25 protein-coding genes are annotated in these 25,289 nt (G+C 70.5%); all 25 read right to left on the bottom strand.

What is annotated here, in order from left to right; all coding sequences use genetic code 11:
• Positions 1 to 235: 235 nt before the first annotated feature.
• A complete protein-coding gene (gene hisF / locus FCL41_RS06395) occupies positions 236 to 997 on the bottom strand; it encodes an imidazole glycerol phosphate synthase subunit HisF (RefSeq protein WP_137066691.1) in 762 nt (253 codons plus the stop codon).
• A complete protein-coding gene (gene priA / locus FCL41_RS06390) occupies positions 994 to 1,746 on the bottom strand; it encodes a bifunctional 1-(5-phosphoribosyl)-5-((5-phosphoribosylamino)methylideneamino)imidazole-4-carboxamide isomerase/phosphoribosylanthranilate isomerase PriA (RefSeq protein ID WP_137066690.1) in 753 nt (250 codons plus the stop codon). Before priA ends, hisF begins: the two co-directional genes overlap by 4 nt.
• Positions 1,747 to 1,792: 46 nt before the next feature.
• The gene (gene hisH / locus FCL41_RS06385) at positions 1,793 to 2,422 is read right to left on the bottom strand and encodes an imidazole glycerol phosphate synthase subunit HisH (RefSeq protein WP_137066894.1); all 630 of its coding nucleotides are present in this window, start codon (positions 2,420 to 2,422) and stop codon (positions 1,793 to 1,795) included.
• Positions 2,423 to 2,424: 2 nt separating this feature from the next.
• A complete protein-coding gene (gene hisB, locus FCL41_RS06380; RefSeq protein ID WP_137066689.1) occupies positions 2,425 to 3,075 on the bottom strand; it encodes an imidazoleglycerol-phosphate dehydratase HisB in 651 nt (216 codons plus the stop codon).
• Positions 3,072 to 4,193 carry a histidinol-phosphate transaminase gene (locus FCL41_RS06375; RefSeq protein WP_137066688.1) on the bottom strand — a complete coding sequence of 374 codons (1,122 nt, stop codon included), beginning with the start codon at positions 4,191 to 4,193 and terminating at the stop codon, positions 3,072 to 3,074. Before FCL41_RS06375 ends, hisB begins: the two co-directional genes overlap by 4 nt.
• Complete coding sequence (hisD, locus tag FCL41_RS06370; protein WP_137066687.1) at positions 4,190 to 5,497, bottom strand: histidinol dehydrogenase; 1,308 nt, start codon at positions 5,495 to 5,497, stop codon at positions 4,190 to 4,192. Before hisD ends, FCL41_RS06375 begins: the two co-directional genes overlap by 4 nt.
• Positions 5,498 to 5,567: 70 nt before the next feature.
• Complete coding sequence (locus FCL41_RS06365) at positions 5,568 to 6,137, bottom strand: hypothetical protein (RefSeq protein ID WP_137066686.1); 570 nt, start codon at positions 6,135 to 6,137, stop codon at positions 5,568 to 5,570.
• The gene (gene dnaE, locus FCL41_RS06360) at positions 6,134 to 9,694 is read right to left on the bottom strand and encodes a DNA polymerase III subunit alpha (protein WP_137066685.1); all 3,561 of its coding nucleotides are present in this window, start codon (positions 9,692 to 9,694) and stop codon (positions 6,134 to 6,136) included. The genes FCL41_RS06365 and dnaE overlap by 4 nt, the downstream gene beginning before the upstream one ends.
• 152 nt (positions 9,695 to 9,846) lie before the next feature.
• Positions 9,847 to 10,284 carry a GNAT family N-acetyltransferase gene (locus tag FCL41_RS06355; RefSeq protein ID WP_137066684.1) on the bottom strand — a complete coding sequence of 146 codons (438 nt, stop codon included), beginning with the start codon at positions 10,282 to 10,284 and terminating at the stop codon, positions 9,847 to 9,849.
• A gap of 61 nt (positions 10,285 to 10,345) precedes the next feature.
• Positions 10,346 to 11,278 (bottom strand): RluA family pseudouridine synthase, encoded by a 933-nt coding sequence (locus FCL41_RS06350; protein WP_137066683.1) that lies wholly within the window; start codon positions 11,276 to 11,278, stop codon positions 10,346 to 10,348.
• Positions 11,275 to 11,853 (bottom strand): signal peptidase II, encoded by a 579-nt coding sequence (locus FCL41_RS06345; RefSeq protein ID WP_137066682.1) that lies wholly within the window; start codon positions 11,851 to 11,853, stop codon positions 11,275 to 11,277. The genes FCL41_RS06350 and FCL41_RS06345 overlap by 4 nt, the downstream gene beginning before the upstream one ends.
• The gene (locus FCL41_RS06340) at positions 11,826 to 12,278 is read right to left on the bottom strand and encodes a TraR/DksA family transcriptional regulator (protein ID WP_137066681.1); all 453 of its coding nucleotides are present in this window, start codon (positions 12,276 to 12,278) and stop codon (positions 11,826 to 11,828) included. The genes FCL41_RS06345 and FCL41_RS06340 overlap by 28 nt, the downstream gene beginning before the upstream one ends.
• A 216-nt stretch (positions 12,279 to 12,494) precedes the next feature.
• A complete protein-coding gene (locus FCL41_RS06335; RefSeq protein ID WP_239021812.1) occupies positions 12,495 to 13,268 on the bottom strand; it encodes a DivIVA domain-containing protein in 774 nt (257 codons plus the stop codon).
• A 128-nt stretch (positions 13,269 to 13,396) separates the two neighbouring features.
• Positions 13,397 to 13,690: a YggT family protein gene (locus FCL41_RS06330; RefSeq protein ID WP_137066680.1), complete on the bottom strand. Its 294-nt coding sequence runs from the start codon at positions 13,688 to 13,690 to the stop codon at positions 13,397 to 13,399.
• Positions 13,691 to 13,693: 3 nt separating this feature from the next.
• Positions 13,694 to 14,176 (bottom strand): cell division protein SepF, encoded by a 483-nt coding sequence (locus FCL41_RS06325; protein WP_137066679.1) that lies wholly within the window; start codon positions 14,174 to 14,176, stop codon positions 13,694 to 13,696.
• A 58-nt stretch (positions 14,177 to 14,234) separates the two neighbouring features.
• Positions 14,235 to 14,936, bottom strand: a complete 702-nt coding sequence (locus tag FCL41_RS06320; RefSeq protein WP_137066678.1) for a YggS family pyridoxal phosphate-dependent enzyme — start codon at positions 14,934 to 14,936, stop codon at positions 14,235 to 14,237.
• On the bottom strand, positions 14,933 to 15,634 hold the full coding sequence (locus FCL41_RS06315) for a purine nucleoside phosphorylase YfiH/LACC1 family protein (protein WP_137066677.1): 702 nt from the start codon (positions 15,632 to 15,634) through the stop codon (positions 14,933 to 14,935). Before FCL41_RS06315 ends, FCL41_RS06320 begins: the two co-directional genes overlap by 4 nt.
• An 8-nt stretch (positions 15,635 to 15,642) precedes the next feature.
• Positions 15,643 to 16,893, bottom strand: a complete 1,251-nt coding sequence (gene ftsZ / locus FCL41_RS06310; RefSeq protein ID WP_137066676.1) for a cell division protein FtsZ — start codon at positions 16,891 to 16,893, stop codon at positions 15,643 to 15,645.
• A gap of 231 nt (positions 16,894 to 17,124) precedes the next feature.
• Positions 17,125 to 17,898 carry a cell division protein FtsQ/DivIB gene (locus FCL41_RS06305; RefSeq protein ID WP_137066675.1) on the bottom strand — a complete coding sequence of 258 codons (774 nt, stop codon included), beginning with the start codon at positions 17,896 to 17,898 and terminating at the stop codon, positions 17,125 to 17,127.
• An 18-nt stretch (positions 17,899 to 17,916) separates the two neighbouring features.
• Positions 17,917 to 19,356, bottom strand: a complete 1,440-nt coding sequence (murC, locus tag FCL41_RS06300) for a UDP-N-acetylmuramate--L-alanine ligase (RefSeq protein ID WP_137066674.1) — start codon at positions 19,354 to 19,356, stop codon at positions 17,917 to 17,919.
• Positions 19,353 to 20,423, bottom strand: a complete 1,071-nt coding sequence (murG, locus tag FCL41_RS06295) for an undecaprenyldiphospho-muramoylpentapeptide beta-N-acetylglucosaminyltransferase (protein WP_137066673.1) — start codon at positions 20,421 to 20,423, stop codon at positions 19,353 to 19,355. Before murG ends, murC begins: the two co-directional genes overlap by 4 nt.
• 12 nt (positions 20,424 to 20,435) lie before the next feature.
• The gene (ftsW, locus tag FCL41_RS06290; RefSeq protein WP_137066672.1) at positions 20,436 to 21,686 is read right to left on the bottom strand and encodes a putative lipid II flippase FtsW; all 1,251 of its coding nucleotides are present in this window, start codon (positions 21,684 to 21,686) and stop codon (positions 20,436 to 20,438) included.
• Between the two features lie 114 nt (positions 21,687 to 21,800).
• Positions 21,801 to 22,829, bottom strand: coding sequence for a Mur ligase family protein (locus tag FCL41_RS06285; protein ID WP_137066671.1), 1,029 nt, complete (start codon positions 22,827 to 22,829; stop codon positions 21,801 to 21,803).
• The gene (mraY, locus tag FCL41_RS06280; RefSeq protein WP_137066670.1) at positions 22,826 to 23,899 is read right to left on the bottom strand and encodes a phospho-N-acetylmuramoyl-pentapeptide-transferase; all 1,074 of its coding nucleotides are present in this window, start codon (positions 23,897 to 23,899) and stop codon (positions 22,826 to 22,828) included. Before mraY ends, FCL41_RS06285 begins: the two co-directional genes overlap by 4 nt.
• Positions 23,896 to 25,287: a UDP-N-acetylmuramoyl-tripeptide--D-alanyl-D-alanine ligase gene (locus FCL41_RS06275; RefSeq protein ID WP_239021855.1), complete on the bottom strand. Its 1,392-nt coding sequence runs from the start codon at positions 25,285 to 25,287 to the stop codon at positions 23,896 to 23,898. The genes mraY and FCL41_RS06275 overlap by 4 nt, the downstream gene beginning before the upstream one ends.
• Positions 25,288 to 25,289: the final 2 nt, after the last annotated feature.

The following is a 25,289-nucleotide window of genomic DNA, read 5'->3' as shown; positions in this document are numbered from 1 at the left end:
GGCTGGGGACCCGCTCGGCGGCGGCGACGTCGTCGCTTCGCTCGTGGTGGTGCTCAGGGTCGGGGCTCCTGTTCGATCGGGTGCAACGCGGTGATCGGGTGCAACGCGGTGATCGGGGCGCGACCGGGGGCGCGTCGGCTCCGGGCGCCCTCGTGGGGCGTACGCGGTGACTCTGGCCCCAACCCCGACGGCGACGGGTCCATTCCCCCCGAGGCGAGCCCCCGCGGGGAAGGCGTCAGCGGACGGGGTGGCCGTCGGCCGCGAGGGCCTGCTTCACGTCACCGATGCGCAGGGTCCCGAAGTGGAAGACGCTGGCGGCCAGCACCGCGTCCGCCCCCGCGTCGACGGCGGGCGAGAAGTGCTCGAGCGAGCCCGCGCCACCCGAGGCGATCACGGGGATGTTCACCTCACGGCGCACGGCCCGGATGATCTCGAGGTCGAACCCGTCACGGGTCCCGTCGGCGTCCATCGAGTTGAGCAGGATCTCCCCCGCACCGAGCTCAGCCACCCGGGCCGCCCAGGCAATGGCGTCGATCCCGGCCGACTGGCGTCCACCGTGGGTCGTCACCTCGAAGCCGGAGTCGGTGCCGGGCGCGCGCCGGGCGTCGACCGAGAGGACCAGGACCTGGCTGCCGAAGCGTTCGGCCACCTCGGAGATGAGCTCCGGCCGACGGATCGCCGCCGTGTTCATGGCGACCTTGTCGGCCCCCGCGCGCAGCAGTTGGTCGACGTCGGCCACGCTGGAGACGCCACCCCCGACCGTGAGCGGGATGAAGACCTGCTCGGCAGTGCGGGAGACGATCTCCATGGTCGTCGCGCGGCCCTGGTGGGAGGCGGAGATGTCGAGGAAGGTCAGCTCGTCGGCGCCCTCGGCGTCGTACAGCCGGGCCAGCTCGACGGGGTCACCGGCGTCGCGCAGCTCGGTGAAGTTGACGCCCTTGACGACGCGGCCCCCGTCGACGTCGAGGCACGGGATGACGCGGACGGCCAGACTCATCGCGGACCCTCCGAGCGGCCGCTCGGCAGGGTGACGGCAAGCGCCTCCTGGAGGGTGAACCGGCCCTCGTACAGGGCAGTCCCGGCGATCGCGCCCTCGACGCCGAGCGGCACGAGCTCGGCCAGCGCCCGAATGTCGTCCAGGGTGCTGATGCCGCCGGAGGCCACGACCGGACGGTCGGTGGCTGCGCACACGTTGCGGAGCAGCTCGGTGTTGGGGCCCTGGAGCATGCCGTCCTTGTTGACGTCGGTGACGACGTAGCGGGCACACCCCTCGGCGTCGAGCCGGGCCAACGTCTCGTAGAGGTCGCCGCCCTCGCTGGTCCAGCCACGACCGGCCAGCGTCGTGCCGCGTACGTCGAGGGCGATCGCGATGCGGTCGCCGTACTGCGCGATCGCGCGGGCGCACCACCCCGGGTGCTCGATCGCAGCGGTGCCGATGTTGACTCGCGCGCAGCCGGTCTCCATCGCCCGCGCGAGCGACTCGTCGTCGCGGATGCCGCCGGTCATCTCGACCTTGATGTCGAGGCGACGCACGATCTCGGTCTTGAGGGCGGAGTTGTCGCCCTTGCCGAAGGCAGCGTCGAGGTCGACGAGGTGGAGCCACTCGGCGCCGGCCTCCTGCCAGCGCAGGGCGGCCTCGACCGGGTCGCCGTACTGGCCGCCCGTGCCGGCCACGCCCTGGGAGAGCTGGACGGCCTGGCCGCCGGAGATGTCCACGGCAGGGAGGAGTTGCAGGTAGTCAGTCATGGAAGGTCCTTCGTCGGGGCAGCACCGGCCGCCTCAGCCGGGTGGGTCACAGTGTCTGGACCCAGTTGCGCAGCAGCGTTGCTCCGGCGTCACCGGACTTCTCGGGGTGGAACTGGGTGGCCCACAGGGGTCCGTTCTCCACGGCTGCGACGAAGCGGTCGCCGCCGTGCTCGGCCCACGTCACCAGCGGGGCGGTCGTGCGGTCGTTGGTCACCAGCTCCCACTCGCGCACCCCGTAGGAGTGCACGAAGTAGAAGCGCTCGTCCTCGGCGCCCGCGAAGAGCTGGCTTCCGGCGGGGACGTCGACGGTGTTCCAACCCATGTGGGGCACGACGGGCGCCTGGAGGCGCTCGACCGTGCCGGGCCACTCGTCGCAGCCCTCGGTCTCGACGCCGTGCTCGACGCCCTTGGCGAAGAGGATCTGCATGCCGACGCAGATGCCCATCACGGGACGCCCGCCGGAGAGCCGGCGCCCGATGATGCGCTCACCCTTGATGGCGCGCAGGCCCCGCATGCAGGCGTCGTACGCACCCACCCCCGGCACCAGCAGGCCGTCGGCGTCCAGCGCCGTCTGGAAGTCACTCGTCAAGGTGACGTCGGCGCCCGCGCGCTCGACGGCGCGCACGGCAGAGCGGAGGTTGCCGGACCCGTAGTCGAGGACGACGACCGAGGGCATGCTCACGACAGCGCCTCGGTCCCGCCACCCACGCCATCGCCCACTCCGTCACCTTCGAGGGTGCCCTTGGTCGAGGGGACCCCGGTCTCGCGCGGGTCGATGGCCGCGGCGTCGCGGAAGGCGCGCGCGAACGCCTTGAACTGGGCCTCGACCAGGTGGTGCGGGTCGCGGCCAGCCAGGACGCGCACGTGCAGGGCGATCTGGGCGTGGAACGAGATCGACTCGAAGACGTGGCGGGTCAGCGAACCCTGGTAGTCGCCGCCGATGGCGACGTAGATCTGCCCTTCGGGCTCACCGGTGTGCACGCAGTAGGGACGACCCGACAGGTCGACGACACCCTGGACCAGCGCCTCGTCGAGCGGCACGGTGGCGTCGCCGAAGCGGCGGATGCCTCGCTTGTCGCCCAGGGCCTGGCGCAGGGCCTGGCCCAGGATGATCGCGGTGTCCTCGACGGTGTGGTGCGCGTCGATGTGGGTGTCACCCTCGGTCTTCACGGTCAGGTCGACCAGCGAGTGACGGCCGAACGCGTCGAGCATGTGGTCGAAGAAGCCGACCCCGGTGGACACGTCGGTCCGGCCGGTGCCGTCGATGTTCACCTCGACGAGGACCGAGGACTCCTTGGTACGACGCTCGATCCGGGCGGTGCGGCTCATCGGTTCTCCTTGACGGTGGTGGAGGGGTCGGCCATCACGGCGGTGAGGGCCTCACGGAAGGCGGCCATCTCGGCGGGCGTGCCGACGGAGACCCGCAGCCAGCCCTCGGGGCCGGTCTCGCGGATCAGTACCCCGGCATCGAGCAGGCCCTGCCAGACGGCGTGGCGGTCGGCGAACGTGCCGAAGAGGACGAAGTTGGCGTCGGAGTCGGCGACCCGGAGACCCTGGGTGCGGAGCCACTCGACGCACGCGTCCCGCTCGGCGCGCAGGTCTGCGACCTTGGCGAGCAGCTCGTCCGCGTGGCGAAGCGCCGCCAGCGCCGTGGCCTGGGTGACCGCGGAGAGGTGGTAGGGCAGGCGCACGATCCGCAGCGCGTCGACGACCTCGGGCCTGGCGGCCAGGTAGCCCAGGCGGGCACCGGCCAGCGCGAACGCCTTCGACATGGTGCGGGTGACCACGAGGTTGCGGTGCGTGCCGATCAGCTCGAGGGCACTGGGCACCCCCTCGCGCCGGAACTCCCCGTAGGCCTCGTCGATGACCACGATGCCGTTGCCGGCCGCTTCGCACAGCACCGAGATGGCTTCGGGCGGCAACGCCGTGCCTGTCGGGTTGTTGGGGCTGGGGAGCAGCACCACGGCCGGCCGCACCTCCTCGACGAGGCGGCGCGCCGCCTCCAGGTCGAGGCTGAAGTCGTCCTCACGCCGACCCGCGACCCACTCGGTGAGCGAGTTACGGGCGTACTCGGGGTACATCGCGTACGTCGGGGCGAACGAGACGGCGGTGCGACCCGGGCCACCGAAGGCCTGGAGGATCTGCATCATGACCTCGTTGGAGCCGTTGGCGGCCCACACCATGTCCGGCGTCAGGTCCTGCCCGCCGTCGGTGTTGAGGTAGTCGGTCAGCGCCGAACGGAGCTCGGTGAACTCACGGTCGGGGTAGCGGTTGAGGCCGAGGGCGGCAGACCGCACGGCCTCGGCGATGTCGTCGGCGGCCTCCGCCGAGGGGCCGTAGGGGTTCTCGTTGGTGTTGAGGGCCACGGCCACGTCGAGCTGGGGGGCGCCGTAGGGCTCCTCCCCCACCAGCGCGTCGCGCAGCGGGGGCCAGGTGAGGCTGCTCACGCGTCCGCACCGTCCTGGAACCGCACCGTCACGCCCGCACCGTGCGTGGGCAGGTCCTCGGCCCGGGCCAGGGTCTCCACGTGGGCGGCCACCTGCGCCAAGGCCTCGCGCGAGTAGTCGACGACGTGCATCTCCTTGAGGAACGCCGAGACCGACAGGCCGGAGGAGTGGCAGGCGCAGCCGCCAGTGGGCAGCACGTGGTTGGAGCCGGCGCAGTAGTCGCCGACCGCCACGGGCGAGTAGGAGCCGATGAAGACGGCGCCGGCGTTGCGGACCTGGGCCGCGACCGCCGCGGCGTCGCGGGTGTGGATCTCCAGGTGCTCGCTCGCGTAGGCGTTGACGACCTCCAGGCCCTGGTCGATGTCGTTGACCAGCACGATGGCCGACTGCGGTCCGCCGAGCGCGTCGGCGATGCGCTGGCCGTGCGGCGCGTCGGCGACCTGCTTGTCGAGCTGCACCTCCACGGCGTCGGCCAGCTCGAGCGAGTCGGTGACCAGCACGGCCGCCGAGGTCCCACCGTGCTCCGCCTCGGTCATCAGGTCGGCGGCGACGAACACCGGGTCGGCGGTCTCGTCCGCGAGGATCGCGATCTCGCTGGGACCGGCCTCGGAGTCGATGCCCACCACGCCGCGCAGCAGACGCTTGGCGGCCGTGACGTAGAGGTTGCCGGGGCCGATGACCATGTCGACCGGACGGCACGGGCCCGCCCCCAGGGCGAGCATCGCGACGGCCTGGGCGCCACCGGCCACGTAGACCTCGTCGACGCCCAGCAGCGCGCAGGCCGCGAGCGTCGTACGGTCGGGCAGGCCGGTCTCACGCTGCGGCGGAGTCGCCAGCGCGATGGACCGCACGCCAGCGGCCTGCGCGGGAACCACGTTCATCACGACGGTGGACACCAGGGGGGCCACCCCGCCGGGGACGTAGAGGCCGACGCGGTCGACCGGAACCCTGCGGTGGGTGATCACGGCGCCGGGAGCCACCTCGATCACGCGGTCGGGCTCGAGGTCCGCCTCGCACGTCGTACGGAGCCGGCGCACCGACTCCTCCAAGGCGGCGCGTACGTCGGGGGCCAGGTCGCGCAGCGACTCCTCGAGGATCGCGGCGGGCACGACGACGTCGTCCAGGCGTACGCCGTCGAAGCGCTCGGTGAGGTCGAGGACAGCCTCGACACCGCGCTCACGGACGTCGTCGATGATCGGGCGCACGACATGGGTGGCCGCCTCGACGTCGAACTCGGCACGGGGCAGGCTCGTGCGGTAGTCGATCGAGGGCGTGGCCTCGCGGAGGTCGATGCGGCGGATCATGGCTCAATGATAGGTGGAGGCATCGCCGCGACGCCCACCGATATCCACCCGACGGCCGGGCGTCACCGGGTCAGGCCCGGGGGCGACGCGTCCCGCCGAGGAAGATGCCGATCACGCTGATCATCGCGCCCACCGCCGGGGCGAGAGCGGCGGTCGAGGCGAAGGGCCACCACAGGTGCTCGACACCGGCCAGCCGCAGGTCGGAGACGATCGGATCCCAGTCGCCGGCGGTACGCGCGAGGGCGCTGGGGTCCGGCGGGCCGAGGAGGTGTCCGACGAGGTACATCACCCAGGCCTGCAGCAGTGCGCCGAGCAGGACTCCGGCCAGCACCACCAGGGGCGACGACCGGACGAAACGGGCAGCCAGGCCGCCGAGGAGCAGGCCACCGACCAGACCGATGACGGTGAACCAGGCGGTCGCGTCGACCTCCTCGGTGAGGCCACTGCGGTCCAGGTAGAACTCGCCCTTCCAGGCCGCGCCGGTGGGTGGCGTCCAGACGAGCTCCCACAGCACGCCGAGCAGCGCCCCCGAGGCGGCACCGACGACCAGCAGGCCCACGAGGACCAGCGCGCGTCGGCGCCACGACTCACGTCCATCGGACTGGGGGTGGTCCTCCGACGGACCCTCGGGGCTCGTCACTGGCCCAGGCACCCTGGGCCCAGGAGCTGCTTCAGGTCGGCGAAGAGCGCCGAGGTCGGGGTCACCCTCAGTCGGTCGTCGAGCTTCATCACGGTCGTGGAGGATCGCGACATCAACCGGAGGTGGACCTCCGTCATGCCCGGGTGCGCCGCGAGCACGTCACGCAGCGACTCGACCACCGGCTGGGTGCACCGGGTCGCGGGCAGCGAGACCACGACCGGACCGCTCGGACCGTCGCTGAGGTCGGGGACCGTGACCTCCTGTCCGCGCAGCTCGGGCTGTTCCTTGTCGCGCGACAGCTGGCCCTTCACCCGGATGATCGCGTCCTGCATGAGGTGCGGGGCGGCCAGCTGGTAGGAGCTCGGGAACAGCAGCACCTCGATGCCACCCTCCAGGTCCTCCAGGGTCAGGGTCGCCCAGGCGTCGCCGCGCTTGGTGATCTTGCGCTGGACCTGGGTGACCAGGCCCGACACGGTGACGGTGGCGCCGTGGGGTCGCTCCTCGTCGGTGAGCAGCTGGCCGATCGTGCAGTCAGTGCCGTTGGAGAGCACGTGCTCGAGCCCGCTCAAGGGGTGGTCGGAGACGTAGAGGCCGAGCATCTCGCGCTCGTGGCCCAGCAGCGTCATCTTGTCCCACTCGTCGATCTCGGGGATCGTCACCGTCACGCCGAACCCGCCGCTGTCGTCCTCGTCCATCAGTCCGGCGAAGAGCGAGTCCTGGCCGATCGCCTCGTTCTTCTTGATGTCGACGTACTGGTCGACGGCCGACTCGTGGATGACCTGGAGCGCACGGCGCCGGTGCTTCATGTCGTCGAACGCGCCCGCCTTGATCAGGGAGTCGATGACGCGCTTGTTGCAGACCAGCGGCGGCACCTTGGCCATGAAGTCGTTGAAGTCGGCGTAGCGCCCCTGGGACGTGCGGCCCTCGATGATGCCGTCGACCACGTTGGCGCCGACGTTGCGGATCGCGGTGAGGCCGAAGCGGATGTCGCGACCCACGGCGGTGAAGTTGGCCGAGGACTCGTTGACGTCGGGCGGGAGCACCTGGATCTTCATCTTGCGGCACTCGTTGAGGTAGATCGCCATCTTGTCCTTGTCGTCCTTGACGGACGTGAGGAGCGCGGCCATGTACTCGGTCGGGTAGTTCGCCTTGAGGTAGGCGGTCCAGTAGGTGATGACGCCGTAGGCGGCCGAGTGCGACTTGTTGAAGGCGTAGTCGGAGAACGGGAGCAGGATCTCCCACAGCGTGTCAATCGCATCCTGGGGGTATCCCCGCTCCAGCATGCCCGCCTGGAAGCCGGCGTACTGCTTGTCCAGCTCCTCCTTCTTCTTCTTGCCCATCGCGCGACGGAGATTGTCTGCCGCGCCCAGGGTGAAGCCGGCGAGGACCTGGGCGATCGCCATCACCTGCTCCTGGTAGACGATCAGGCCGTACGTCTCCCCCAGCACCGACTCGAGCGGCTCGGCGAGCGCGGGGTGGATCGGCTCGATCGGCTCACGGCCGTTCTTGCGCCGCGCGTACTTGTTGTGCGAGTCGGCGCCCATCGGGCCCGGGCGGTAGAGCGCGGAGACCGCGGTGATGTCGGCGAACTGGTCGGGCAGCAGCGAGCGCAGCAACGCCCGCATGCCGCCACCATCGAGCTGGAAGACGCCCAAGGTGTCGCCCCGGCCCATCAGCTCGTACGTGGCCCGGTCGTCGAACGGGAGCTCCTCCAGGACGACCTCCTCGTCGCGGTTGGCCCGGATGTTGGCCACCGCGTCCTCGAGGATGCGCAGGTTGGAGAGGCCGAGGAAGTCCATCTTGACCAGCCCCAGCGACTCGCACATGGGGTAGTCGAACTGGGTGATGACGGCACCGTCCTGCGGACGGGCCATGATCGGGACGATGTCGATCAGCGGCTCGCTGGACATGATCACGCCGGCGGCGTGGACGCCCCAGTTGCGGATCTGGCCCTCCAGACCCACCGCGGTGTTGTAGATCGTGCGGACGTCGTGGTCCTGCTCGAAGAGTGCGCGGAACTCGCCGCCCTCGCCGTAGCGCTTGTGCTGCTCGTTGAAGAGCTCCTTGAGCGGGACGCCCTTGCCCATCACGTCGGCGGGCAGCGCCTTGGTGATCCGGTCGCCGATGGCGAAGCCGTGGTCGAGCACGCGGGCCGCGTCCTTGATCGCGGCCTTGGCCTTGAGACGGCCGAAGGTGGCGATCTGGGCGACGCGCTCGGCGCCGTACTTCTCGGTGACGTACTGGATGACCTCACCGCGCCGGGCGTCGTCGAAGTCGATGTCGAAGTCGGGCATCGAGGGACGCTCGGGGTTGAGGAACCGCTCGAAGAAGAGCCCGTGCTCCAGAGGGTCGAGGTCGGTGATCTGCAGGGCGTACGCCGCGATGGAGCCCGCACCGGAACCACGGCCGGGACCGACGCGGATCCCGTTCGCCTTGGACCACTGGATGAAGTCGGCCACCACCAGGAAGTAGCCGCAGTAGCCCTTCTGGGCCACCACGCCGAGCTCCATCTCGACGCGGTCCTTGACCTCCTGGGTGAGCCGCTCGCCCGGGTAGCGGAACTCGATCCCGCGCCACACCTCCTTGCGGAACCACGACTCCTCGGTCTCCCCCGCCGGGATCTGCGCGCGTGCCATGTAGCCACCGGTCGACTCGGTGAACTCGATGTTGCACCGCTCGGCGATGAGCAGGGTGTTGTCGCACGCCTCCGGCATGCCGAACTCGTCGGCCCACAACGCCCGCATCTCGGCCGCCGACTTGATGTAGTAGCCGCCCCCGTCGAACTTGAGCCGGTTGGGGTCGGAGAGCCGCTTGCCCGACGCGACGCAGATCAACGCGTCGTGGGCGTCGGCGTCCTCGGGGTTGTTGTAGTGCGAGTCGTTGGTCGCGATGGGCGGGAGGCCCATCTCCTTGCCCAGACGCAGGAGGTCGTCGCGGACCCGCTTCTCGATGGAGATGCCGTGGTCCATCAGCTCGAGGAAGACGTTGTCCTTGCCGAAGATGTCCTGGAGCTCACCGGCCTCACGCACGGCCTCCTCGTACTGCCCCAGCCTCAGGCGCGTCTGGATCGCCCCGCTCGGGCAACCGGTCGAGACGATCAGGCCCTTGCTGTGCTCGGCCAGGATCTCCTTGTCCATCCGGGGCTTGTAGAAGTAGCCCTCCAGGCTGGAGCGCGACGAGAGCCGGAAGAGGTTGTGCATCCCGGGGGTGTCCTCGGCCCACATCGTCATGTGGGTGTAGGCACCACCGCCGGCGACGTCGTCGCCACCCTCCTCGGCGGCACCGCCGCGCCCCCACTTCACCCGTCGACGCTCGCCGCGGGGCGTCCCCGGGGTGAGGTAGGCCTCGATGCCGATGATCGGCTTCACGCCGTACTTGTTCGCCTTCTTCCAGAAGTCGAACGCGCCGTGCAGGTTGCCGTGGTCGGTCATCGCGATCGACGTCATGCCCAGGTTGGAGACACGGGAGAAGAGCCCGTCGAGGAGCGAGGCACCGTCCAGCATCGAGTACTCGGTGTGGACGTGCAGGTGGGCGAACGAGTCGTTGGCGACCGACATGAGGGGTTCGGTGGCTCCTTCCGAGGGTGACCACGCCGAGTGGGCGACGAGGTCGAGTTGTACGAGGGTCGAGCCCCGCGCACCGGCGGACCTCGGAGGTCCAAGACTAGGCGAGGGAACCGACAGCGGGGAGTCGACAGGGCCCTGCCGAGTCAGCCGCCCCGATTCGGTGGCCATGCCAGGCGGACCTCGGCCTGACCGGTGGGCGACTCCTCGGCCGTCAGCGCCTCGACCTCGACCAGCCCCTGCGCCGCGTAGAAGCGCCGGGCCGGCCGGTTGGAGGTGAATGCCCACAGCCCGAACCCGTCACCCAGGTGGGCCTTGACCACGTCGAGCAACGCGGTGCCGACCCCTGCCCCGGAGGCCTCGGGCAGGACGTAGAGGTCGTCGAGCCAGCCGACCCGGTGGTCGTCGGGCCGCACGAAGCGGACGTACCCGACGACCTGCGCCGGACGACCGCCGAGGCACGCCTGCGCGACCCAGAAGTCGTCGTCCTCCCAGCCGGCGGCGAGCCGTGCGGCCACGACGTCGCGCGCCGGCGCGGGTGGCATGGGTGCAGCGGCCCGGGCGCGCACGTGCACCTCGACCATCGCCGCAAGGTCGTCCGGGGTCGCCGGACGGAGGACGACCCCGTCAGTACGAGGGTGCGGCTCAGCGCTCGTCACGGATGACGTCGAGCGCGTGCGCGAGGTCGTCGGGATAGCTCGACTCGTACTCCACGTACTCGCCGGACTCGGGGTGCTCGAAGCCGAGCTTCACCGCGTGCAGCCACTGGCGCTCCAGCCCGACCCGGCGGGCCAGGGTGGGGTCGGCCCCGTAGGTGATGTCGCCCACGCAGGGGTGCTTCAGGGCGGACATGTGCACCCGGATCTGGTGCGTACGACCGGTCTCGAGGTGGATCTCGAGGAGGCTGGCGAAGCGGTGCGCCTCGAGCGTCTCGTAGTGCGTGACGCTCTGACGGCCGTCGGCCATCACGGCGAACTTGTAGTCGAACTTGGGGTGGCGACCGATCGGGGCGTCGACGGTGCCCTGGAGCGGGTCCGGGTGGCCCTGGACCAGGGCGTGGTACGTCTTGTCCACCGTGCGGTGGCGGAACGCGTTCTTGAGCACGGAGTAGGCCCGCTCGGACTTGCAGATGACCATCACGCCCGACGTGCCGACGTCGAGACGCTGGACGATCCCCTGCCGCTCGGAGGCGCCGGAGGTGGAGATCCGGAAGCCCGCGCCGGCGAGGTGGCCCACCACGGTCGGTCCCGACCAGCCCGGGCTCGGGTGCACGGCGACGCCCACGGGCTTGTCGACCACCACGATGGCGTCGTCGTCGTGAATGATCTTGATGGCCTCGACGAGCTCGGGCACGACCTCGAGCGGATCCGTCTCGACGGGGATGACCACCTCGAGCATCTCGCCTGGGTGCACCCGTTCGCTCTTGGCCACCAGGACGCCGTCGAGGTGGACGTGGCCGGCAGCGATCAGGTCGGCCGAGCGGGTGCGCGAGAGGCCGAACATCCGCGCCATGGCGGCGTCGACGCGCTCGCCCGCGAGCCCCTCGGGGATCAGCACGGTGCGGTGGTCGGCGTTCATCGGTTCTCCTCGTTCAAATCGACACCCTCGGCCTCGGCGTCATGGGTGTCGCGGGTGCCGTCGAGCGCCACGCCCCGCAGGCTCTGCAGGATGATCACGGCGGCGGCGACGTTGATCAGCACGTCGGCGACGTTGAAGACCGGGAAGTCGCCGAAGCTCAGGAAGTCGATCACGTGGCCGTGGAAGGGCTCCGGCTCGCGGAAGACCCGGTCGGTCAGGTTGCCGCAGACTCCCGCCAGCAGCGCGCCCAGGCCCAGGGCCCAGACCTTGCTCGCCAAGCGGCGTGAGAGGTAGAGCACCGTGACGGCTGCCACCGCCGCCAGGCAGGTGAAGACGATCGTGAACTCGGCGCCGGTGCTGAAGGCCGCCCCCGGGTTGAAGACCAGCCGCAGGGTGAACCAGTTGCCGATGACGTCGATGATCCGGTCATCCAGGGCCGACAACGCCCACGCCTTGGTGACCTGGTCGACCAGGTATCCCACGAGGGCGGTGACGGCGAACAGGGACCAGTGGGGGACGGAGAAACCCGTCGTGTGGTCGCTGGGGCTCAGCGACGCTCCTCGCGCTGCTTGCATGACAGGCACAGTGTGGCACGGGGGAACGCCATGACCCTCATCTTGCCGATGGCATCCCCGCACGACTCGCAGACGCCGTACGTGCCCGCGTCGATGCGCGACAACGCGCGGTCGATCTGCGCCAGCATCTCGCGCTCGCCGTTCATCAGGGTCAGCTCCTGGTCCCGCTCGAAGCTGGTCGCCCCCACGTCGGCCTGGTCGTGACCGGCGCCGTCTCCGGCGTCCTTCATGAGGCCGGTGAGCTCGCGTTCCTGCAGGTCCATCATCTTGACGAGTCGCTGACGATGGTCATGGAGGTCGACGAGGACCTCGTGGAGCTCCTTCGAGCTCCATCGGGCCTCCCCCTCCTTCACCGCGAGGGCCGCGGCGAACTCCGAGGTGGGGACCTTCTTCGTGGTGACGCTCTTGCGGGTGCTTGGGACCATCGTGTGACTCCCCCTTGGAGACGATCCGCGTGTGGCAACGACCACACAGGCTGCGATGGACGTTAGTGCGTCCGGGGCCCTGACTCAATGGTCCCGACCACGCAACGCCGACGACGCGACGTCCGGCCGTTCCGGGAGTCGTTCCGCATCCGGGTACGACTCAGCGGCCGGAGCCCGTTGGGGCGCCGGCCGCTGGGTGCAGAACCTGTGTGAGCCTCAGCCCTCGTCGTCGCCCAGGATCGAACGCAGGCGCTTCGGCGCCGGCGCATCACCCGAGGTGGGGTTCTCCAGGCTGCCGGTGCCCTCGAGGGCCTCCAGCTGCTGGGAGAAGTAGGTCTTCAGGCGCGAGCGGTACTCACGCTCGAACGACCGCAGGGTCTCGACCTCGCCGTTGAGCTTGTCGCGCTCGGTCTCCAGGGCACCGAACATCTGCGTACGACGCTCAGCGGTCTCGGAGTCGAGCATCTGGGCACGCTGACGAGCCTCGGCCTCGAGGCGGTCGGCCTTGCCCTTCGACTCCGACTCCAGGCGTTCGGCCTTGGTGCGAGCCTCGCCGACGATGCGGTCGGCCTCGTTCTTGGCGCTGTCGACGAGCTCGTCGGCGTTGCGCGTGGCGATCTCGAGCAGGCGAGCCGCGGCGTTGGACGCCTCGGCGACGGTCTCGACCCGCAGGGTCTCCGGCGCAGGCGGCTGGGCCGCGACCACGGGCGCCGGCTCCGGCGTGTAGACGGGCTGGGGAGCCACGCGCTCGGGCTCCGGCTCCTTGATCGCGTACGGCGACGGGGCGGCGGTGGCCGCGTTCTGCGCAGCGGCCAGCTTGGCGCGCAGATCGTCGTTCTCCTTGGTCAACCGAGCGAGCTCCGCCTCGACCTCGTCCAAGAACTGGTCGACTTCACCCATGTCATAGCCCTCGCGGAGCCGGACAGGGGTAAAGCGCTTGTTGCTCACGTCCTCAGGCGTCAGCGGCATGACCTCACCCAATCTCTTCATCGACAAACTTTTGGTTCTGACTGTGGGAACAATAGCGCCAGAACTCGGCGCATGGTGAAGCACCCGTGTGGCTGGTGCGTCCAGATGGACGGCTCAGGCGCGATTCCTTCTCCCGAGGGAGAAGGAGATCACAGGGCGAAGACGCCGCTGATGACGATGAGCAGCAGCCAGCAGGCGATGAACACGAGCATGAAGCTCAGGTCGAGGCCCACCGGACCGATGCGCACGACGGGCACCCAGCGGCGTACGAGCTTGATCGGCGGGTCCGTCGCCGTGTAGACGCCCTCGAGCACCACCAGGAGCACCCCGGTGGGCACCCACTGGCGGGCGAAGACCTGCACCCAGTCCACCACGAGGCGGATGATGAGCAGGATCAGGAAGACCCAGACGATCGCATAGAGGACCGATCCGACAGCAGTCATTACTCAGCTCTGGTTGAAGAAGCCGCCCTCGACGAGGCGCTCCTTCTCCTCGGTCGACACGGTCACGTTGGGCGGGGAGAGCAGGAAGACCTTGTTGGTGATCCGCTCGATGCTGCCGCGGGTCGCGAAGACCAGGCCGGCGGCGAAGTCGACCAGGCGCTTGGCGTCGGCGTCGTCCATGTCGGACAGGTTCATGATCACCGGGACGCCCTCGCGGAAGTTCTCACCGACGGTGCGAGCCTCGTTGTAGGTGCGCGGGTGGAGGGTCGTGATCCTGCTCAATTCAGTCACCGTCGTCGGGGTCGGGACCGGCGCCGGGCGGCGGCGCTCGGCCAGGTCGGAGACCGGGGCGGGGCGACGGTCGGTGACCGGGCCAGCCATCGTGGTCTCGGTGTCTGCGGCACCGTCGTCCGCGTAGTCGTCGTACCGACCGGTGTCCTCGAGCAGGCCGAGGTACTCGCCGATCCTGCGCATCGCGCCGCTCATGAGCCATTCCTCCGGTACATCGTGGTGCCCGTCATGGGCACGCCACTGAATTTTGACATTACAAGATCACTGGCCTCGGACCGAGGATCGCCGAGCCGACGCGTACGTGTGTCGCGCCGTGGGCGATCGCCTGCTCGAGGTCACCACTCATCCCCGCGGAGAGCACGGTGGCTTCCGGGTGGTCGGAGAGCACGCTCCTCCTGACCTCCGCCAGCCGGGCGAAGGCGACTGCGGGGTCCTCCCCCAACGGCGCCACCGCCATCAGTCCGGCGAGCCGGAGGTGGTCGGCAGCCGCGACGGCGTCGGACAACGCCGGCAGGGCACCCGGGTCGGCGCCGGCACGGTGGCTGGCACCAGGAGGGTCGAGGCTCACCTGGAGGAGCACGTCCACCGGTTCCGGGCGCCCTGCCGCGCCGCGCGACAGGGGCGCGACCAGCTTGGGTCGGTCGACCGACTCGACGACGTGGGCGTACGCCGCCACCGCGGCCGCCTTGTTGCTCTGGAGGCCGCCGATGAAGTGCCAGCGGAGGTCCAGGTCGGCACACTCCTGCGCCTTCTGCTCAGCCTCCTGGTGCCTGTTCTCCCCGACGTCGGTGACGCCGAGGTCAGCCAGCAGTCGCACGTCGCTGGCCGGGAAGTACTTGGTGACGACGACGAGGTTGACCTCGTCGCGCGCCCGCCCCGCAGCCTCGCAGGCGCGGTCCATGCGCTCACGCACCGCCTCCAGGCCCGCGCGCAGCTCGTCGACCCGGGCCGTCATGGTGCGATCCAGACGAGTCCGGCGAGACGACCGGCGGCGGCACCGCCACGGCGGTGCGACCACAGCGAGTCGTCCTCGTACGTGCAGCCACCCACGGTCTCGTGGGCCACCCCGAGGGCGTCGAGCTGAGCGCGCACGCCCGCCCCGAGGTCGAGGGCGGTCGTGCCCCATGAGCTCTCCGACCGCGTCGCGGGCACCACCTCGGCGACGGCGTCCTGCATCTCCTCGGGCACCTCGTAGCACCGTCCGCAGACGTGGGGGCCGATCCAGGCGTGGACCGTCTCCCCCGGCGCCTCGGCGTTGCGAAGAGCCTCGACCGCCGCAGTCACGGCACCGCGTACGACGCCTTCACGCCCCGCGTGCACCGCCGCCACCCGACCGGTCGCGGGCGCGGCGAGGAGCACGGGCACGCAGTCGGCAGCCCTGGTCATCAGGGCCAGGCCCGGGGTCGCGGTGACGAGGACGTCGGCCGTGGGAACGTCGTCGGCGTCGGAGACGACGGCGACGTCACGGCCGTGGACCTGGTGCATCCGGGCCACGGGGACGCCGATCTCGGCGGAGACCAGGGCGAGCGAGTCCGCGAGCCGACGCGGGTCGCGCCCAGGCCCTTCGGCGAAGTCGACGGACGCGTCGGTGAAGGCGACCTCCACCGTCGTCGAGGTCGACTGCACCGACCACGTCCTCCGTGCGGAGAACATGGCGCCACTCACTTCAGGAAGTCGGGGACGTCCAGCTCGTCGTCGTCGAACTCGACCTTCCGCTGGACCCGGGGACGCTCTGCCTGCGGAGCGGCCTGACCGACCGGCGCCGGCTGGGCCGGAGCCGCGGGTCGCGAGGCGGGCGCAGGGTTGCCCTGGCCGCCCTGACCTCCCTGGTGGTTGTCCTGACCGCCACGGCCGTTGTGGCCGTTCTGGTCGCCACCCTGGGCGATCTGCTGCGCAGCCCGGCGGGTGTCGGCCTGCGACTGCACCGGACGGTTGAGGCCCGAGACGTTCTCGCGGCGCTTCGGCATGCCACCGTCGAAGCCGGCGGCGATGACCGTCACGCGCACCTCGTCACCGAGGGCGTCGTCGATGGTGGCACCGAAGATGATGTTGGCGTCCAGGTCGGCCGCCTCCGAGACCAGGGCTGCTGCCTCGTTGATCTCGAAGAGACCGAGGTCCGAACCACCGGCGATGGAGAGCAGGACGCCGTGGGCACCCTCGATGGAGGCCTCGAGCAGCGGGCTGGAGACGGCCATCTCGGCGGCTGCGACGGCGCGGTCCTCGCCCCGGGCGGAACCGATGCCCATCAGGGCCGAACCGGCGTTCGCCATGACCGACTTGACGTCCGCGAAGTCGAGGTTGATCAGGCCGGGAGTGGTGATCAGGTCGGTGATGCCCGAGACACCCTGCAGGAGGACCTGGTCGGCCTGCTTGAAGGCGTCCAGGATCGAGACGTTGCGGTCGCTGATCGAGAGCAGGCGGTCGTTCGGGATGACGATGAGGGTGTCGACCTCTTCACGCAGGCGGCTGATGCCCTCCTCCGCGGAACCGGCACGACGACGACCCTCGAAGGCGAAGGGGCGGGTGACCACACCGATCGTCAGGGCGCCCAGCGAGCGGGCGATGCGCGCCACGACGGGCGCGCCACCGGTCCCGGTGCCACCACCCTCACCAGCGGTGACGAAGACCATGTCGGCACCCTTGAGCACCTCTTCGATCTCGTCCGCGTGGTCCTCGGCGGCCTTGGCGCCGACCTCGGGCTGCGCTCCGGCGCCCAGGCCACGGGTGAGCTCACGGCCGATGTCGAGCTTGACGTCGGCGTCGCTCATCAGCAACGCCTGCGCGTCGGTGTTGATCGCGATGAACTCGACGCCCTTGAGGCCGACCTCGATCATGCGGTTGACGGCGTTGACGCCGCCTCCTCCGATGCCAACGACCTTGATGATCGCCAGGTAGTTCTGGGCTGCTGCCACGGTCCACGCCCTTCTGTTTGGATCCGGTCCTGCCCCGGGGTCCAGGTGTCTCTAGTGCTTCGGAAGTCGGTCAGGGGCTGACAGCCTCATCTCGCGGAACCCTAACCGTGAGCCTGAGGGTTATAGTTATGTCAACCTCGTGCTGAGCAAAACAGTAGGCAGCGACTGCCACCCACATCAGTCAGGACACGCCGCGCGTGGTCAGAAAGAAAAAAACCTGCGTCCCCGGCCCTACTGGACGACGGGCTGACCCGGGACGCTGACGTCGTACGAGGTCGCCTTCTGCGCCTTGAGCAGCGCGGCGAGCACCGCGGCCTTGTCCTCGGAGAACTCCCCGCTCCCCCACAGCACCGTGCGGTCCCCCCGCAGCACCAACGAGATGTGGTCGATCGTCTGCACGTCGACGCGACGAACGATCCTGGCGAGGTCGTCAGGCATGGCCGACAGGACGGTGGCCGCCTCCTCCAGGGCCTCGCGGTCGACGGAACCGACCACCCGGACGCGGGGCAGGTTCTTGGGAACCTTCGCGTAGTCGCGGAAGACCACCCCCTCGGCGTCCATCCCGCGGACCCGACCTCCGATCTCGACGACCGCGACGGCGCTGCGCTCGGTCACCACCACGCGGACCCCGCGCGGCCAGACACGCTCGACGCGGACTGCCTCGACCGCCGCCAGGCTCTCGACACGACGCTCGGCCCCGGCCAGGTCCAGCCGTGCCAGCGGACGACCCATCGGTACGTCCGCCGCCGCCCGGACCTCGGAGGCGCTGAGGTGGTCGGTGCCCGAGACCGACACCTTCTCGACCGCCAGGACGTCGGAGAACCAGACCAGCCACACGCCGGCCGCAACCACCACCACGAAGGCGAGCAGGGCAAGCAGAGGACGCCACACGCCCCAGCGCCGCGCCCACTGGCGGCGCGCGAAGCGCCGACGCATCCGCTCCTCGGCACGCGCCTCGGCGGCCTCGGCCTGCGCGGCGGTCCGTTCCTTCGTCCCTGATCTCATCGGGGGTCCATCGTCGACTCAGGCCCCACCCAGCAGGTCGAGCACGCGCGGACCCAGCTGGGTCACGGTGCCGGCCCCCAGGGTGAGCACCAGGTCGCCGGGACGCGCACGGCGTACGAGCTCGTCCGGCACGGCGTCGAAGTCGGGGACGTAGGCCACCCGGTCCTCGCCGAGCCCGCAGGCGTCGGCGACCAGGGCGCCGGTGACTTCCGGATCGGCGTCCTCGCGCGCCAGGTGGACGTCGAGCACGACCACCTCGTCGGCTGCCTCCAGGGCGCGGCCCATCTCGGCCCCGAAGATCCGTGTCCGCGAGACGAGGTGCGGCTGGAACGCCACCACCACTCGCCCCTCCCCCGCCAGCGCACGGGCGGCCTGGAGGTCGCCCGCGATCTCGACGGGGTGGTGGGCGTAGGAGTCGTAGACCCGCACGCCGGCTGCCTCGCCCTTGCGTTCCATCCGACGCCGGGTGCCGGTGAAGCCCGCGAGCCCGCGCGCGAGGTCGACGAAGTCGTGGCCCACCTGCAGGCCGGCTGCCAACGCCGCGGCAGCGTCGAGCAGGTAGTGGCGACCGGGGATCTGCAGCTCGAGGCGCCCCAACGCACCGCCAGCCCCTGCCAGGTGGGCCAACGGGCCGGAGACGGTGACGCTCGCCGACGACCGGTTGCCCACGAACTCGAGGTCGGTCAGACGCAGGTCGGCCCGGTCCGACTCACCCACGCGCAGGACCGCGATCCCGCGGGACTCGGCGGCCCCGGCGAGTGCTGCGGCGCCCGGGTCGTCGACCACGACGACCAGGAAGCCGCCGTCCTCGATGCGGGTCAGGAAGAAGTCGAAGGCGGCCCGGTAGGCCTCCTCGGTGCCGAAGTGGTCGAGGTGGTCGGCCTCCACGTTGGTCACCACGGCGCCGAAGGGGCGGTAGACCAGGAAGGCGCCGTCGGACTCGTCCGCCTCGGCGACGAAGAGGTCACCACTGCCGTCGTGGGCGTTGGTGCCGGTGGCGGCGAAGTCGCCGCCAACCGCGTACGTCGGGTCGGCGCCCGCGGCCTGGAGCGCCGAGGTGAGCAGCGACGTGGTGGTCGTCTTGCCGTGGGTGCCGGCCACGGCGACGGTGCGCTTGCCGACCATCACCGAGGCCAGTCCGGCCGAGCGGGGCCAGAGTCGCACCCCTGCCGCGAGGGCGGCCACGACCTCGGGGTTGTCCTCACGCACGGCGGTGGAGACGATCACGGTGTCGGCGCCCGCCACGTGCGTGGCTGCGTGACCCACGTGCACGTCGGCACCCATCTCGCGCAGCGCGGCGAGCGTGGGTGAATCGGTGCCGTCGCTGCCGGAGACGGTGACTCCACGCTCGAGCATGATGCGCGCGATGGCGGAGAGCCCTGCCCCACCGATGCCGACGAAGTGGACACGGCCGAGCTGCTCGGCCGGGAGGATCTCGTCGGGGACGGGGACCTTCATCGCGCGACCTCCAGGATCATGCGTGCCAGCTTCTCGTCGGCGTCGAGGGGGATGACGTCGGAGGCGGCTGCGCCCATCCGGGCCAGACGCCCCGGGTCGGTCAGCAGGCGGGGCACCTCAGCGCGCACCCACTCGGGCGTGAGGTCGCCGTCGGCCACGAGCAGGCCACCCCCCGCGTCCACCACGGGACGGGCGTTGAGCGCCTGCTCGCCATTGCCGAAGGGCAGCGGCACGTAGATCGCGGGCAGGCCGACGCCGGAGACCTCGGTGACGGTGTTGGAACCAGCGCGGCACAGCACGGCGTCCGCCGCCGCGTACGCGAGGTCCATGCGGTCGACGTAGTTGAGGACGACGTAGGGCACGCCGGTGATGGGCGCGGCGAGGGTCTGTCGCGGGCCGACCACGTGGAGAACCTGGACGCCGGCAAGGGCGAGGGCGTCAGCCGCAGCGGCGACCGCGGCGTTGATCCGGGCCGCTCCCTGGGAGCCGCCGGTGACCAGCAGCGTCGGGCGGTCCGGGTCGAGGCCGAAGGTCGCGCGGGCCTCGGCACGCAGCGCTGCGCGGTCGAGGGTGGAGATCATCCGCCGGACCGGGAGTCCCAGGTAGGTGCCGTGCGGGATCTTCGTGCTCGGGAACGAGGTCGCCACATGGGTGGTCAGCCGGGCACCGAGCTTGTTGGCGATGCCGGCCAGCGCGTTGCCCTCGTGGACCACGATCGGCAGCTTGCGGCTGCGGGCAGCCAGGTAGGCGGGCACCGAGACGTAGCCGCCGAAGCCCACCACGACGTCGGGCCGGACCCGGTCGACCACCTCGAGCGCAGCGCGTCGGGCTGCGAGCAGCTTGCCCGGCACCTGGAGCAGCTCCTTGCCCGGCTTGCGCGGGAGGGGCACCTTGGGGACGAGCTCCAGTGGCAGGCCGGCCTCGGGGACGAGCCGTGCCTCCAGGCCCTGGCTGGTGCCCAGGCAGGTGATCACGGTCTCAGGAGCGAGCCGCCTCAGGGCGTCCGCAGTGGCGAGCAGGGGCGAGGTGTGTCCGGCGGTTCCACCACCGGCGAGAAGGACATGCATGGTGCCCCCAGCCTAGGAGGTCGAGGACGCCGTCGAGGGGGCTGACACCCCGGAGGTGTGCGACCGACGCGCTTCGAGCAGGGCCGCCGCCTCGGGCTCACGGCGGGCGAACCCGACGAGCAGGCCCAGCGCGACGAGCGAGGGCACCAGCGCCGAGCCGCCGTAGGAGATCAGCGGCAGCGGGATGCCGATGACGGGCAGCACGGCCAGGACCATGCCCACGTTGATGATCATCTGGCCCAGCAGCCAGGCCACGATGCCGAAGGAGGCGTAGCGCACGAAGGGGTCCTCGGTCTGCACGGCCAGACGCACCCCGGCGAAGGCGATGACTCCGAAGAGTGCCACCACCAGCACCGTGCCGACCAGGCCGAGCTCCTCACCGAGCACGGCGAAGATGAAGTCCGTGTGCGCCTCCGGCAGGTCGCCCCACTTCTGCGTCGAGTCACCGATGCCGTTGCCGAACCACCCGCCGCTGGCCAGGGCGAAGAGTCCGTGGGAGGGCTGCCACCCGTTGTCGTGGTAGTTCTGCAGCGGGTCGACGAAGCTGGTCAGGCGCTCCTTGCGCTCAAGGCTGGTCGAGGCCGCCAGGAACGCGAGCGCGACCATCCCGCTGAAGCCGAAGACGAAGTAGCGCCAGTCGAGCCCTGCCACCCACAGCAGGGCCATCAGGATCCCCCCGAACACGAGGGCGGTGCCCAGGTCGTGACCCAGCACGACCAGTCCCGTGACCAGCCCGATGCCGGGGGCCACCGGGATGAGCAGGTGGGACGTCCGGTGGAGCAGGTGCTCCTTCTTCGCGAACATGTGGGCGGCCCAGATGACCAGCGCGAACTTGGCGACCTCGGAGGGCTGCATGGTGATCGGCCCCAGCGCGAGCCAGTTGGTGTTGCCGTTGACCTCGACGCCGAGACCAGGGACGCGGACCAGGGAGAGCAGCAGCACCGCCAGGGCGAAACCCGCCCAGGCCACCTTGCGCACCACGGCGAGAGGCACTCGCGTGGCGGCCCACGCCAGCGGAAGCGCGATCACGACCCACATCAGCTGCCGCTTGACGATCGAGTAGGAGTCACCGCTCGTGCGGTAGGCGAAGACGCTGGACGAGCTCGTGACCATGATCAGCCCGATCACCAGCAGCAGCGCCGAGGCACCCACCAACAGGTAGTACGCGCTCAGCGGGTGGTCCAGGGCTGCGCGCACCCGGGCCGCCAGGGACTCGGGCACGCCCACGCGGGAGGTGTCGCCCTCCTGAGTGACCGTGGCCATGCGTCTCCTCTGTTCCCTGTTACGGCTGTGGTCTCCAGTCTCGTCAACGCGCGCAGCAATCCCCGGACCCCCGGGCCGCGTGTCGCTCACCGACGCCTCGGGCGCCGGTGCGCGTCAGCCGCTGTGGCCGGGCCGGAACGCGCGCAGACCGTCACGGACCGCGACCTGGCTGACGCCGTGGGCGCGGGCGAGCGTCGCCGCCGCAAGGGCGGAGGTGACGAACTCAGGCTCGTTGGAGGCCAGGTCGCCCATGGTGAAGAGCTCGGCCGCGCTGGTGTCACGCTGTGCGATGAAGGCCCGGTCGGCGACGATCTCCTCGACCAGCCCGACCATGCCCACCGACGGCATCCCGAAGGTGAACCCGATGGCGCGAGCACCCTCCACGACGTCGGCCTCCTCGACCATCCGGCGGGTGCGCTCGTCGGCCACGTTGTAGACGCACGCCTTCTCGACCCCTTGGTACACCTTGGCCGTGTCGGCCAGCCACGCCTCGTAGGAGGGGTGCCAGTCGGGGAAGTCCACCTCGGTCTGCGGGCCCATCCCGAGCACGGCGGCCGACTCGGCCTGCATCGAGTAGGTGTGGTGCAGCTGCTGGCTGGAGATGTCGACGGCGATCACGTCGTAGGGCTCAGGGTCCATCACCACCTCGACCAGCGACAGGCCGACGCCCCCGGCAGCGACCGAGCGCAGCCCGGCAGCGCGCAGGATCTCGTCGAGCATGCACACGGTCGTGCCGCGTCCTTGGGCACCCGTCACCGCGAGCCAGGGCGTCTGGTGGTCGGGGTTGCGCAGCCGCCACGCCAGCTCGACCTCACCCCACACGCGGATGCCGCGCTCGTGGGCCTGGAGGACGAGGCTGGAGTCCGGTCGCCATCCCGGCGAGACCACCAGCAGGTCGACGTCGGGGGGCAGCAGGTCGGTGACGCCGTCACCCAGGCGTACGTCTGCCCCCAGCACCCCGAGGAGCTCGGCCTTCTCCTCGAGCTCGGGGTCACGACGCTCGTCGAGCGCGACGACCTCGGCCCCCAGGTGCGTGAGGTTGTCCGTGGAGGCGAAGCCCGCCACGCTGAATCCCGCGACGACGGCACGTACGCCGGCCCACGAGTCCTTGCTCGTCAGGGCGTCGAGGTCGGGGCCGCTCATCCGATGCCCGCCACCCATTCGGCGTAGAAGAGGCCGATGCCGGCAGCCACGAAGAAGCCCGCGATGATCCAGAAGCGGATGACCACGGTCACCTGCTCCCAGCCGAGCATCTCGAAGTGGTGGTGCAAGGGCGCCATCCGGAAGATGCGTTTGCCCTTCGTCGCCTTGAACCAGCCAACCTGGAGCATCACCGAGAGCGTCTCGATGACGAAGAGGCCACCGATGATGACCAGCAGCAGCTCGGTGCGGGTCAGGATCGCGAGTCCGGCCAGCGCGCCACCCAGGGCCAGCGAACCGGTGTCACCCATGAAGATCTGGGCCGGTGAGGCGTTCCACCACAAGAACCCGAAGGTCGCCCCCATGATCGCGGCGGAGACCACCGCCAGGTCGAGCGGGTCACGCACCTCGTAGCAGGAGGCGGAGGGTGAGAGGGCGCAGGACTGGTTGTACTGCCACACGTTGACCAGGACGAACGCGCCGAAGACCAGCGTGGTCGCGCCCGCTGCCAGGCCGTCCAGACCGTCGGTCAGGTTCACCGCGTTGCTGAAGCCGGTGACCATGAACCAGATGAACAGGACCAGGAGGACCGTCGGGACCTCCCAGCGGTCGAAGTCGCGCAGGAAGGAGATGTGGTGCGACGCCGGGGTCTGACCACGGTCGTCCTCCAGCATGGGCGAGAGCGCCAGGGCACCGAAGGCGACGGCCACCACAGTCTGGCCGATCATCTTGGCCTTGCTGCGCAGCCCCAGGCTGCGCTGCTTGACGATCTTGATGAAGTCGTCGAGGAAGCCCACCGTGCCGAGCCCGACGAAGAGGAAGAGCAGGAGCCACGCCGAGGCGGACGGGACGGTGCCGGTGGCGAGCTTCGCCGCGAAGTAGGCGAGCACGGAGGCACCGATGATGACGATGCCGCCCATCGTCGGCGTCCCGCGCTTGGTGTGGTGCGACGTGGGGCCGTCCTCGCGGATCTCCTGCCCGTATCCGCGTCGCGACAGCATCGTGATCGCCACTCGGGTTCCGAGCAGCGACAGGATGAGGGCGAGTCCGCCTGCGAACAGGATGGCTCTCATCGGTCAGCAGTTCCTTCCAGGATTCCTTCGACGATGTGCTCGAGAGCCGCACCGCGTGATGCCTTGACCAGTACCGCGTCGGCGGCCGTCACATTCTCCCGCACCCAGGACAGTGCCTCGTCCCGGCTCGCCGTGACGATCGCCTCACCGCGCCAGGCAGGATCGGCCTTCGCACCCTCGGCCACGGCCGCGGCCTCCGGTCCGACCGTGACGAGGACGTCGACGCCTGACTCGGCGACCACCTGGCCGACGCGTCGGTGCCCCTCCTCCGAACGGGCACCGAGCTCGCGCATCACGCCGAGCACGGCGATGCTGCGGCCCTCGCGTGACCGGCCCAGGTGCGCGAGCGTGCGCACCGCGGCCGACATCGACTCAGGGTTGGCGTTGTAGGCGTCGTTGACCACGAGCAGTCCGTCCGCACGCACGTGCGGCTCCATCCGCCATCGCGAGACGTCGGCGACCGACGACAGGCGCTGCGCGACGTCGTCCAGGCTGACGCCCACCGCGAGGGCCATGGCGGCCGCAGCGGCGGCGTTCTCGACCTGGTGGACGCCGATCTGCGTCAGGTGGACGGGCACCCAGTGCCCGTCGTGCCCCAGCTCGAAGCTGGCGCGACCGGTGGGATCGAGCCGGAGGTCGCGCCACGCGACGCCGGCGAGCTCGGCGTCGACGCCGAAGCTCATCACGGTCGCGCGGGTGCGTACGCCCATGGCCGAGGTGAGCGGGTCGCCGGCGTTGAGCACCGCGGTGCCCTCGGGAGGGAGCGCCTCGAGGATCTCGCCCTTGGCCACCGCGATCATCTCCCGGCTGCCGAACTCCCCGACGTGGGCCGTGCCGATGTTGAGGACGGCGGCCACCTGCGGCGGGGCGATCTCGCAGAGTGCGGCAATGTGGCCCACACCGCGCGCCCCCATCTCCACGACGAGGTAGCGGGTGGTGGCGTCGGCACGCAGGACCGTGAGCGGGACACCGAGCTCGTTGTTGTTGTTGCCCGCTGTGGCGACCGTCGGCCCCTCGGGAGCGAGCAGCGCGGCCAGGTAGTCCTTGGTCCCCGTCTTGCCCTGCGACCCGGTCATCGCCAGCACGGTCACGCCGTCGAGCTGGTCGAGCACGTGCCGCGCCAGCCCACCGAGCGCGACGACGGGGTCGGCCACCAGGACCGCCGGCACCCCGCACGGGTGGGTGCCGAGGACACCTGCCGCCCCGCCCTCCACGGCTCCGCCCGCGTAGTCGTGGCCGTCGACCCGCTCCCCCACCACGGCGACGAAGAGTCCGCCGTGGGGCACGGCACGGCTGTCGATCGAGGCAGGTCCGGTGACGAGCACGTCGGCGGCCCCTTCACCGTCGAGCACCCCGCCCACGACGACGGCGATCTCCGCCAAGGTCATCG

The sequence above is a fragment of the Nocardioides jishulii genome, assembly GCF_006007965.1.
Taxonomy (GTDB): Bacteria; Actinomycetota; Actinomycetes; order Propionibacteriales; family Nocardioidaceae; genus Nocardioides; species Nocardioides jishulii.
Note: the sequence above shows the minus strand (reverse complement) of the source record. Positions and strands in the feature narration are given on the sequence as shown.

What these genes read in the sequence shown, in the direction of transcription:
- hisF (WP_137066691.1), bottom strand. Translation starts at nt 997, where the DNA reads ATGAGTCTGGCCGTCCGCGTCATCCCGTGCCTCGACGTCGACGGGGGC.
- priA (WP_137066690.1), bottom strand. Translation starts at nt 1,746, where the DNA reads ATGACTGACTACCTGCAACTCCTCCCTGCCGTGGACATCTCCGGCGGC.
- hisH (WP_137066894.1), bottom strand. Translation starts at nt 2,422, where the DNA reads ATGCCCTCGGTCGTCGTCCTCGACTACGGGTCCGGCAACCTCCGCTCT.
- hisB (WP_137066689.1), bottom strand. Translation starts at nt 3,075, where the DNA reads ATGAGCCGCACCGCCCGGATCGAGCGTCGTACCAAGGAGTCCTCGGTC.
- hisD (WP_137066687.1), bottom strand. Translation starts at nt 5,497, where the DNA reads ATGATCCGCCGCATCGACCTCCGCGAGGCCACGCCCTCGATCGACTAC.
- dnaE (WP_137066685.1), bottom strand. Translation starts at nt 9,694, where the DNA reads ATGTCGGTCGCCAACGACTCGTTCGCCCACCTGCACGTCCACACCGAG.
- FCL41_RS06355 (WP_137066684.1), bottom strand. Translation starts at nt 10,284, where the DNA reads ATGGTCGAGGTGCACGTGCGCGCCCGGGCCGCTGCACCCATGCCACCC.
- FCL41_RS06350 (WP_137066683.1), bottom strand. Translation starts at nt 11,278, where the DNA reads ATGAACGCCGACCACCGCACCGTGCTGATCCCCGAGGGGCTCGCGGGC.
- FCL41_RS06345 (WP_137066682.1), bottom strand. Translation starts at nt 11,853, where the DNA reads ATGCAAGCAGCGCGAGGAGCGTCGCTGAGCCCCAGCGACCACACGACG.
- FCL41_RS06340 (WP_137066681.1), bottom strand. Translation starts at nt 12,278, where the DNA reads ATGGTCCCAAGCACCCGCAAGAGCGTCACCACGAAGAAGGTCCCCACC.
- FCL41_RS06335 (WP_239021812.1), bottom strand. Translation starts at nt 13,268, where the DNA reads ATGAAGAGATTGGGTGAGGTCATGCCGCTGACGCCTGAGGACGTGAGC.
- FCL41_RS06330 (WP_137066680.1), bottom strand. Translation starts at nt 13,690, where the DNA reads ATGACTGCTGTCGGATCGGTCCTCTATGCGATCGTCTGGGTCTTCCTG.
- FCL41_RS06325 (WP_137066679.1), bottom strand. Translation starts at nt 14,176, where the DNA reads ATGAGCGGCGCGATGCGCAGGATCGGCGAGTACCTCGGCCTGCTCGAG.
- FCL41_RS06320 (WP_137066678.1), bottom strand. Translation starts at nt 14,936, where the DNA reads ATGACGGCCCGGGTCGACGAGCTGCGCGCGGGCCTGGAGGCGGTGCGT.
- FCL41_RS06315 (WP_137066677.1), bottom strand. Translation starts at nt 15,634, where the DNA reads ATGTTCTCCGCACGGAGGACGTGGTCGGTGCAGTCGACCTCGACGACG.
- FCL41_RS06305 (WP_137066675.1), bottom strand. Translation starts at nt 17,898, where the DNA reads ATGAGATCAGGGACGAAGGAACGGACCGCCGCGCAGGCCGAGGCCGCC.
- murC (WP_137066674.1), bottom strand. Translation starts at nt 19,356, where the DNA reads ATGAAGGTCCCCGTCCCCGACGAGATCCTCCCGGCCGAGCAGCTCGGC.
- murG (WP_137066673.1), bottom strand. Translation starts at nt 20,423, where the DNA reads ATGCATGTCCTTCTCGCCGGTGGTGGAACCGCCGGACACACCTCGCCC.
- ftsW (WP_137066672.1), bottom strand. Translation starts at nt 21,686, where the DNA reads ATGGCCACGGTCACTCAGGAGGGCGACACCTCCCGCGTGGGCGTGCCC.
- FCL41_RS06285 (WP_137066671.1), bottom strand. Translation starts at nt 22,829, where the DNA reads ATGAGCGGCCCCGACCTCGACGCCCTGACGAGCAAGGACTCGTGGGCC.
- mraY (WP_137066670.1), bottom strand. Translation starts at nt 23,899, where the DNA reads ATGAGAGCCATCCTGTTCGCAGGCGGACTCGCCCTCATCCTGTCGCTG.
- FCL41_RS06275 (WP_239021855.1), bottom strand. Translation starts at nt 25,287, where the DNA reads ATGACCTTGGCGGAGATCGCCGTCGTCGTGGGCGGGGTGCTCGACGGT.